Origin of the sequence: Flavobacterium sp. (genome assembly GCF_020217025.1) — a bacterium.
Lineage (GTDB): Bacteria > Bacteroidota > Bacteroidia > Flavobacteriales > Flavobacteriaceae > Flavobacterium.
In genome coordinates this window covers 1-10,000 of sequence record NZ_JAIWOF010000069.1, presented here as the reverse complement: position 1 = coordinate 10,000, position 10,000 = coordinate 1, and the positions used below count along the sequence as shown (strand labels likewise).

The window sequence follows — 10,000 nt, the reverse complement described above, 5'->3', positions numbered from 1 at the left end:
TTCGGTTTTTATGATTCCACAAGATAAGAAGCAATCGTTTTTAGATGGTTTGCAAAATGGCGCTAAAACATTACCCATTTATGAAAACGGAAATGGAAAGCAATATCAAGGCGTTGTGGCTACACCAGAATTTTCTCCAATTATTGAATTGATGCGCTTTTTTACGCCTTTCGGAATTAAACAATATAACCACATTCAATTGAAAGACAAAACGTGGCACGAAATTGTTCCGTACCGAATGGATATTACCGATTTAAAACCGAATTTATCAGGAAAAACCGTTTACGTGGGAACTTTCATTGGTAATTACGATAAAGGCGGACATAAAATTTCGATGAATATTACGATTAATCCGAGCGAAAGTTCATTGGATAAAACCAATGTTTCTATTCCGTTATTTAATACGACAAACGTAATGGAAATGGCGGGACAAGAATATGCAACAATGTTTAACCATGAAAAAGGATTAGAAGTTACTTTCACATTAGATAAAGAAATCAAAAATGCGAAACTGCGCTACATCACCACCGGTCATGGAGGTTGGGAAAACGGTGACGAATTTGTTCCAAAGAGAAACACTATCATTTTAAACGGAAAAGAAGTGTTTTCATTTATTCCATGGCGACAAGATTGCGGTGGCTACCGATTATTTAATCCAGCATCAGGAAATTTTAATGATGGATTGTCTTCATCTGATTTGAGTCGCTCGAATTGGTGTCCAGGAACTGCCACGAATCCGATTCATATTGAATTAGGAGATTTGAAAGCAGGAACACATACGATACAAGTTAAAATTCCTCAAGGGCCAAAAGAAGGCGGAAGTTTTAGTGCTTGGAATATTTCAGGAGTTTTACTAGGAGATTAAAAAAAGGACGTTCAGTTGAACGTCCTTTTTTGGAAACTGAAACAAGTTCAGTTTTACAAAAATATTATTTTATCGAATTAATAATATCGTGTTTCGTGATGATATGGTGTTTTCCATTACCTAAATCTACTAAAACTGCTTGATTTTCTTTGGTAATAAGTCTAGCAACTTCTTCTATTGGTGTATCTTTTGAAACTATTGGATAAGGTTTTCTCATCACATCTTTGATTGGCATTTCTGAAATATTACAGATTTTAAGATAAGCATCAAACAAGTCTGTTTCATCTACACTACCTACAAAGCCAGTTGCATCAATAACAGGAATTTGTGAAATTTTATATTTTCTCAAACGCTCAATAGCGTGCGAAACTAATTCTTCAGTACGAACAATTACTAATGGTTTGTCGATATGTTCTTTGATTAAATCTTCTGCTTTTGTAATTTCTTCTTCTAAGAAACCTCTTTCGCGCATCCAATCATCGTTAAACATCTTTCCAACATAACGGCTTCCAGAATCGTGAAATAAGACCACAACTACATCTTCTGGACTAAAGTGTTCTTTTAACTGCAATAAGCCCTTTACAGCGGCTCCAGCGGAGTTTCCAACAAAAATCCCTTCTTCTAAAGCGATTTTTCTTGTATAAACAGCTGCATCTTTATCGGTAACTTTTGTAAAACCATCGATTAATGAAAAGTCAACGTTTTTTGGTAGAATGTCTTCTCCAATTCCTTCAGTAATGTAAGAATAGATTTCATTCTCATCAAAAATTCCAGTTTCGTGGTATTTTTTGAAAACTGAACCATACGTATCAATTCCCCAAATTTTGATGTTTGGATTTTTTTCTTTCAAATATTTAGCCACACCAGAAATCGTTCCTCCCGTTCCAACACCTACTACGAAATGCGTAATTTTTCCTTCGGTTTGTTCCCAAATTTCAGGTCCTGTTTGTTCGTAATGTGCTATTGCGTTACTTGGATTATCGTATTGATTTACGTACCAAGAATTCGGAATTTCTTCACCTAATTTTTTAGATACTGAATAATATGAACGAGGATCGGTTGGTTCAACATCTGTTGGACAAACGATTACTTTTGCTCCAACTGCACGAAGAATATCTGATTTTTCTTTTGATTGTTTATCTGAAATTACAAAAATACATTTGTAACCTTTTACAATTGCTGCTAAAGCTAATCCCATTCCGGTGTTTCCTGAAGTTCCTTCGATGATGGTTCCTCCTGGTTTTAAACGTCCGTCTGCTTCTGCATCTTCAATCATTTTTACTGCCATTCTATCTTTAACAGAATTTCCAGGATTGAAAGTTTCAACTTTGGCTAATACTAATGCATCAACTTCAGCAGTAACCTTATTTAATTTAACCAAAGGTGTATTCCCGATGGTTTCTAATATATTTTTTGCGTATTTCATTTGTGATATTTGTAATATTTTGCAAAGATAGTGTGAATTTTGCAAAAAAAGCAAACCCACTAAAAATTAGGAATTGAGTACAAAACTCTATTTAAAGAAATTCCATTCTAAACCAAAACGAACCATGAAGTCGCGATACGGATAATTTGGCGCCGAATAGAAGTTGTAACCTGTCATTGCAGAGTTGAAATGTTCCGCTTTTAAGTAAATACGTGTTTGTTTAATTCTTGCATTCACAAAGAAATCAAACATTGGAAAGTTTCCTATTTTCTTCTCGTTTTGAACGTAAAACTCACCAATTAAAGGATTATAATCGTTTGCAAAATATTCAGAAAAATATTGAAAAGTAACTCCAGTTTGCAAAAGCATCGCCTTTTTGAAAACATGATCAGAGAAGTACAATGTACTTCTTGTAGTTAATTCGGGAACATTTACAATTTCTGAAGATTGATCAACTTTTTGATATAAAAGGGTCACATCTAAACCAAACTTCCAAAACTTAATCTCTTTGTTTGCGTTTATTGATAAATAATTAATTGTTTTATCGTATTGAACAGGTTTAACAGTAAGTTTTGTTATATCATTTGTATTATTATCAAAATACAAATGATCATTTAAGACTTTATATTGTATACCAGCATTTAACCATTTTGTCAAAGCAGAAAAAGAAAACTGATTTAGTTTTTCATTCTTGAAATTGTTAGCCCAATTGTAATCTATATAACGACTTTGATACAAAGAGAAATTCAAATTTGGTAAACTGTTTAGTTTTTGGTACTGAAATTCAAATTTATAATCAGAATTGACTGTGTATTTTGCTGTAGCTTCAATATTGGAAATGGATTGATTTGTAATTGCTTGGGATATTTCTAATTTGGCAATCAATTTCTTTGCAAAATACGTGTAGTTTCCTCCAACCATATTAATTCGATCCGAAATGGAATTTGGCACAAGAATATTTCCCGAATTATCATACACAACACTATTGTAATAATAGTTATAATTAGTGTCATCAATAAAAAATTCTAAATCACCAAAATTTTTAGTTTTATAACCAACACCTACTTTATTATACATATTGTTATAACGCGTCTTGTTGTTTATATTATTTGAAAAAGACGCTCCAAAACGATTGCTAATTGTGGGCTGAGTAAACTCGAAAAACTTGTATTGATAATTAAATTGATGGGTGAAAATTAAACTATTGGGATTGTTTTTATTCAATTTAAAAGTATGATCAATAAAAATACGATTCCCTTTTAAAAGAGAAGTAGCATCTCGAAAATAAACATCTAAACGATCACGCTCATTATAGGGATCTGCACTAGATTCAAATAAACCAGTATTAACAATTCCTCCATTTTCTTGATTCGAAATATCTTGAGCTGTGAAATGAGCATTTAAAAAATACCGCTTATCTTTTGTAAAATAACTAGTCGTAAATCTAAAATTTCCTGTACTCGAGATATTGTTTATGTATTTACCATTAGAACGCAATCCTTTGTAAGCAATTGAAAAATTGAGATTAGGTTTAGTATTAATAGTCAAAAAAGCATCTAAAGACTGTCCCTGCTCCATAACAGTTTTATAGTATAATTCTGTAAAAGGCGTTGGAACAGAATAATATTTAATATCACGTGCTTCTAAAAAATTAAAATGTTTGGCAGTAAAACCAAAAGATGGTGAAATACTTTTATGCACTAAACTGAAATTTAGAGTATTATAAGTATGTCCTTCATTGGCAAAAGGCAATAACCCAAAAATATCTTTTCTTAAGTAATTGTATTTATACTCATTCTTTAGTGACATTGAAGTGTCAGCAAAAGTAGTATCTTTCTCTAAAGTATAAATTTTATAGAGATTTATGGATGGTTTTACTTCTTTCCCCTTAACTAGATCATTAGATAAATTAGTGTCATCTTGAACTTGAGAGAAAATAAAGCAAGAAACAAAAAATAAGAAAATTGATAGATAATTCTTCATTATATAAAAATATCAGCAAATGTAATGAGAAAATAGGGAATAAAAAAAGGACTACATTTCTGTAGTCCCTTTTTTAAGAAAAATAAGAATTATTTATTTCTTCTAACATGTTTGTATGTTTTCTTAGCTTTAGCTTTACCTTCAGCAGAAACACTTCCAGCAGAATTTAAAATTCTAAATTTACGAACACCATCAGCTGCATCAGTGTAAACCTCAACAGACATAACATAGTTCTCAGAATCAACTGGAGAGTTAGATGTAAATTGATTTGCAACTTCTTGAGTATATAAACCTTTGAAAGCTCCAGATCTCATGTAATCTACAGTGATAGGAATCATAAATTCAGGAACATCAACAAGTGGGAATGCAATCTCAGCTAAATCTAAATCAGCATTAGTGTATAAATATGCAGTGATATCATAAATACCGTCAGCATAATCATTAATATTCATAGTTAAAGACTCCTCACAATTTGCTGTTTGTGCATCAAAAATTGGTAAATCAATACCAGTAGCAGCATCATAAACTATAAAGTCAACATCATAAGTTGTAGCTGATAAAGCACTTTCAATTTCACATAAAGAATTTGAATAACCATTACTTCCATAGAAAGTTTTGTTAAAGTGGAAATCTAATTTCAACTCTTCAGATACAACATTATCAATATTAATCGTAATGTCTACTGGAGTAAAGTTAACATCATAAGTTCTTGTATCACCAATAGTTAACAATAATTGCTCTGTATCTTCTTTTAAGTCGTCTAATTCAATTTCGATACCACCAATAAAAGTAGTTGTACCAGCAGGAATAGCAACAACTTGTTGATAAGCTGTATTAGGATATAATTCACTAACACTTGAATCTAAATCAGATGCAGTACTTCCATTTAATCTTAAAATATAAAGATTAAAATCTTTACCAACTGGTTCATCAAAAGTTAATGTAAAAGGAACTATATCTCCCTCAACAGCATCAGTAACAGATGCTACTGAGATTGTCATGTTAGGCTTGTGAACTTGCACAATTGAGTCTACATCTTCTTCTTTATCACAAGATACAGATAAAGAAAGAATGGCTGCAACCCCTAAAAATCTTAAAAATTTATTATTCATCATATATATTTTTTAAATATTAAAGTGGTGTATAAACACTTCTAAAAGGTCTTTCTACTGTATTATTAGTAAAGAATATAGAATATTCAATTGTAAGAACTCCTGTAGCTTCATTTACTGTACTTAAAGCATACTGAGCATCTGTTTGTTGAATTATATTAGAATAAGCATGAGCTAAATTTTGCTCTTCCACTCTAATTCTTCCACAAACTTCCTTGAAGTCATAACCAACATCTGGTAAAGATGCATCAAGGTTATTCCAAACACCAGTAAGTGTTGCATCAGCAACTGCTTTATAATTACCTACAGTAGTAGTATTATAAGTTCCTACACCAATCTCGTCAATAAACTCGTCTGTACGAGTATAAGGACCACCAGCAGGACTTAATCTTGTAGTACTAACAGAATAATTACCAGCTAAATCAGAAGTACAAGTTCCTTGTAAAGTGATTGTAATTCTGTTTTTATTTCCAGAAACAACAACATTTGCACCATCAGCAGTAGCAGATAATAAATCTAATACTAAAACTGGTGGATTTTGATCATCTAATGTTGCAGAATCAACATTAATTTTTAATGATGCAAATTTATTACCTGCAGGAATAACAGCATTAGTAGCTGAAGTAGCAAAAGTAAAATGAGTACCTTCAATTGCTGTTGACAAGTCAGTGTTAACTTCAAAAGTTAAATTCAAATCTGAATCAACTGCTAAACCATTACCTCCTACTAGTTCTAAAGGAATATCAAAGTTAAAAACTTCATTGTCATCCTTTAAAAAGAAACCTGTTTTTGCAGCTGTAGAAAACTGAGCCACATAAGGACCAGATCCATAATTTAATTCATTGTCATCACCAACACTATCACAAGATACGATAGCTAAAGTTGCGATAAACAAACAAGCCAAATTTTTAAATGTTTTTTTCATAATCTATTTTTTTTAAGTTAATTCTGCCAAAAAACCTTAGATGTAAATGCATCTCCTGAAGTTTGCGCAGGAACATTATCTGGGTTAGCAGCATATTCAGAAGAAGGATATAACAATCTAACAGGAATACTTGTAGCACCAGAAAGGTTATTAGGAGCATATGGTAAATCCGCTGGGAAACCAGTTCTTCTATATTCAATCCAGTTTTCAAAACCATTGATTCCCATTAAGGCAACCCATTTTTGGTAAATAATAGCTTCTAAATTAACAGCTGGGTCATTTGGAAATGCATAACTTGCTAAATAATCAGTTGCGTCACCAGCACCTAAATAAGTAAATGAAGCTTGAACTCCAGCATTGTATAATGCTTCAGCGTCACCAGAAATATATCCTTTAGAAGCAGCTTCCGCTTGTAATAACAAACTTTCAGCAGATAACATAATAACACCAGATTGGTTAGCACCAGATAAGATACCAGGACCAATACCAGATAAACTTGCAGAAGCAGGACCAAAAGTATCATTTTGAGCGATACCAGCGAAGTTAGTAGTAGTCCCAACTGGTTTGAAAATTCTAGCTTTTCTTGGGTCAACAGACAATTTAGAAATTGCGTAATTTGTTGCTCTAGTTGCCTCAGCATTAGCAGCAGGGTCACCTGCTACAGTTTTACCAAAAGCACCCCAGTAAGGATTTTGTTTGTTAGTTTCATTAACATAACCTGGATTACATAAAACATCTTCACCAGCATTTAAGAAACCAATACCATTATTTACTGCAGCATCAAAATCAGCTTGAGAAACCAAGCCAGCTTTTTCACTTTGTCTTAATAAGATTCTTAATTTGATAGTGTTAGCAAATTTAGCCCACATAGCCATATCACCATGCAACATAATATCTTGATTAGCTGAAGGAGTAATTGCAGTAGCATCAGGATTAGCAATTAAATCTTGTGCTTCAGTTAACAAAACGATCAAATTATCATAAATATCATTAGCATTATCATAAGCAGGAGTAGTATTCGCAGATCCTTGTAAAGCTTCTGAATATGGAACATCACCATAAGCATCAACTAAATATTGAAAATGGAATGCTTTCATAATTTTAGCAATAGCTACATAATTAGAATTTTTTACATCCGTATTTTTAATAATAATTTCATAATTACTTAAAGGACGAGTGTAAACAGTTGTAAAAGTTCCAGTTCTGAAACTACTTGTTACAACATAATTTGTTTCGTCAGTAAAATAAGCATAGTTAGAACCAGCAGCCCATGAATATGCCCATAAATTACCTAAAGTATTCATTGAATTATAATCACCTTGTAAAACATCAACAGTAAACTTTTGAGCTACAGGTAATGATAGAGCAGGCGTAGATGAAACAGGATTATTCACACTGTCATTTACGTCAAAATAATCATCACTACATGAAGTGGCAAAACCCACAACAAAAAGTGCAATTAAAAATTTATTTAGTCTTTTCATATCTCTTTTTTATTAAAATTTAACATCCATTTTGAAACCATAAGATGCTGTTGGAGGCAACTGATTTTGTGTACCAAAACCTGTTACTTGTTGAGAATCTGTAGTAAATTCTGGATCTGTATATTTGTTTTGAGCAGATCTTAACATAATAATGTTTCTAGCAACAAGACCAAAAGAAATACCTTTAATAAACGTTTTATCTAAATATTTAGAAGGTAAATCATAGTTTAAAGCAACCTCTCTTAATTTTAAAGTAGTAGCATCAACCACATAGTTTTCTTTAATAGCATTATATGTGTTTGTCCAGAAATTATAACCACCATCAGATGTAGTAATATTAGTATTTTCAGACCATACTCCAGGAGTATATTCATAAACTGAATTAGGGAATACAAAAGGCTCTCTACCAGCAGAAGCACTATGAAGAGTAGAACCTGTAAATTCTAATGCATCAACTAAGTTGTTGTAATATTTATGACCTGTTTTGTAATCAGCAACTGCAGATAATGTAAATTGTTTGTATCTAACAGATGTATTGAAGCCCATAATTAAAGTAGGAGTTGTAGTTCCTAAGTATTTTAATTCTGAACTTACGATTGGATCACCATTAGCATTCAACATGATATGACCTTCATCATCTCTTGTGTAAGCAGTTCCATATAAAGATGGGAAAGATTCACCAACTTGAGCATAAACCCCAACATCAGCTGCAGCTAAACCTGTTTGTAATCTTGTAGCACCATCAGACAATGATAAAACCTCAGATTTAATTTTAGAAGCGTTAACACCAACTTTCCATTCAAAGTTTTCTTTTCTGATAATTGATGCATTTAAATCAAGTTCAAAACCTTTACTTTCCATAGAACCAGCATTTAATCTTAAAGCATTAATACCAGAAGCTGAAGATGTAGAAGCATTTAAGAACTCATTATCAGTTGTAGTATTAAAGTAATTAGCTTTAACACTTAATCTTTTGCTGAAAAACTCTAATTCAGTACCAAACTCATATGATTTAGTAAATGAAGGAGTAAAGTTTGTAGAAGCACCTGTTGTAGGAGTTGCTAAACCAACTGTTGAACCAAAAGGAAACCCTGTCGGAACTGAATATAATTCATTAATAAAACCAATAGATGGTTGGTATCCAGTTTTAGAATAACTCGCACTAAGTTTCCAAAAGTTAAATGTATCGCTTTTTAATGAAGGAATTGCATCTAACATTGATAATGAAGCACCAAAAGTGTAAAAATCAAATTTGTTATTATTAATTGGCAATGTAGAAGCTTGATCGATTCTGTAAGCACCATTTAATGATAAGTAGTTAGAAATATCAAGTGTTAAGTCAGCAAACCAACCAATTCTTCTTTCTCTAAATTCGCTAGAACCACCTGTTAATTCTCCAGTTCTAACTGAAGGATTGTATAATTCAGGTAAGAACAGGTTTGAACCCGCAACATTTAAATTATTCTCTTTATAATCAAAAAGTGCATTACCTAAAATTAAAGTTCCTTTTAAGTCTTTAGTAATTTCTTTTTTGAAAGTCAATAATAAATCCGAATTAATTCTTCTATTACTAGTTGTAGCCTCAGCAACAGAAGCTGTAGTATTACTACCAACTCTACCTGGAGCTAAATCAGGATTATAAGTAATTGCATCTCTTGTGTTTTTAGCATAAGAATTGAAATAAGTTCCAGCTAAGCTGTAAGAAGCAGAAAACCATTTATTGAAATCATAAGTAAATTTAACATTACCTAACAATCTGTTAGAAGTAACTTTATCTCTAGCAATATCAATAATCATGTAAGGATTTTGATAATATTGATTGTAGTATCCTTCTGGAGTAGCAAATTTATTATTTCTCCAATCTTTGTAAGATGTTAAAGGCACGTTAGCTGGCGTATTAATTACATTCCAAAAAATTGGTCTGCTTTGGTAACCACCATCACCTACTACATTTGAATTATCAGTAAAGAATGAAACACCAGTAGAAACTTTAAATTTATTTGACATTTGTCTAGACACATTCAATCTAAAGTTATTTTTACCATATTCATCTTTAGGAGTAATACCTGTAATATCAGATTTTTGAGCAGAGAAGAAATAAGTTGATTTCTCATCACCACCTGTTAATGAAATTGTATTGATTTTAGTTACACCATCAACAAAGAAATTTTTTCTGTTGTCTGGAATAGCTTTGTAAGGAAGTAA

Annotated in this window: 7 protein-coding genes; 1 reads left to right on the top strand and 6 read right to left on the bottom strand. The window is 31.9% G+C overall.

Going from position 1 to position 10,000, the window contains the following annotated elements:
- A partial coding sequence (locus LDL23_RS03275; RefSeq protein WP_291264439.1) for a peptide-N-glycosidase F-related protein occupies window positions 1-865 on the top strand: 865 nt, incomplete at its 5' end.
- A 64-nt stretch (window positions 866-929) separates the two neighbouring features.
- On the opposite strand, the gene LDL23_RS03270 is transcribed toward LDL23_RS03275, so the two are convergent.
- From LDL23_RS03270 to LDL23_RS03245, 6 genes are all read right to left on the bottom strand, one after another.
- Entirely contained in the window at window positions 930-2,291 is a 1,362-nt protein-coding gene (locus tag LDL23_RS03270; protein ID WP_291264438.1) for a pyridoxal-phosphate dependent enzyme, read from the bottom strand.
- A gap of 87 nt (window positions 2,292-2,378) precedes the next feature.
- Window positions 2,379-4,274, bottom strand: coding sequence for a putative porin (locus tag LDL23_RS03265; RefSeq protein WP_291264437.1), 1,896 nt, complete (start codon window positions 4,272-4,274; stop codon window positions 2,379-2,381).
- 89 nt (window positions 4,275-4,363) lie between these two features.
- The gene (locus LDL23_RS03260; RefSeq protein ID WP_291264436.1) at window positions 4,364-5,275 is read right to left on the bottom strand and encodes a hypothetical protein; all 912 of its coding nucleotides are present in this window, start codon (window positions 5,273-5,275) and stop codon (window positions 4,364-4,366) included.
- Between the two features lie 130 nt (window positions 5,276-5,405).
- On the bottom strand, window positions 5,406-6,311 hold the full coding sequence (locus tag LDL23_RS03255) for a hypothetical protein (RefSeq protein WP_291264435.1): 906 nt from the start codon (window positions 6,309-6,311) through the stop codon (window positions 5,406-5,408).
- 17 nt (window positions 6,312-6,328) lie between these two features.
- On the bottom strand, window positions 6,329-7,795 hold the full coding sequence (locus LDL23_RS03250) for a SusD/RagB family nutrient-binding outer membrane lipoprotein (protein ID WP_291264434.1): 1,467 nt from the start codon (window positions 7,793-7,795) through the stop codon (window positions 6,329-6,331).
- 12 nt (window positions 7,796-7,807) lie between these two features.
- Window positions 7,808-10,000, bottom strand: a 2,193-nt coding sequence (locus tag LDL23_RS03245) for a TonB-dependent receptor (RefSeq protein ID WP_291264433.1), incomplete at its 5' end; no start/stop codon positions are given.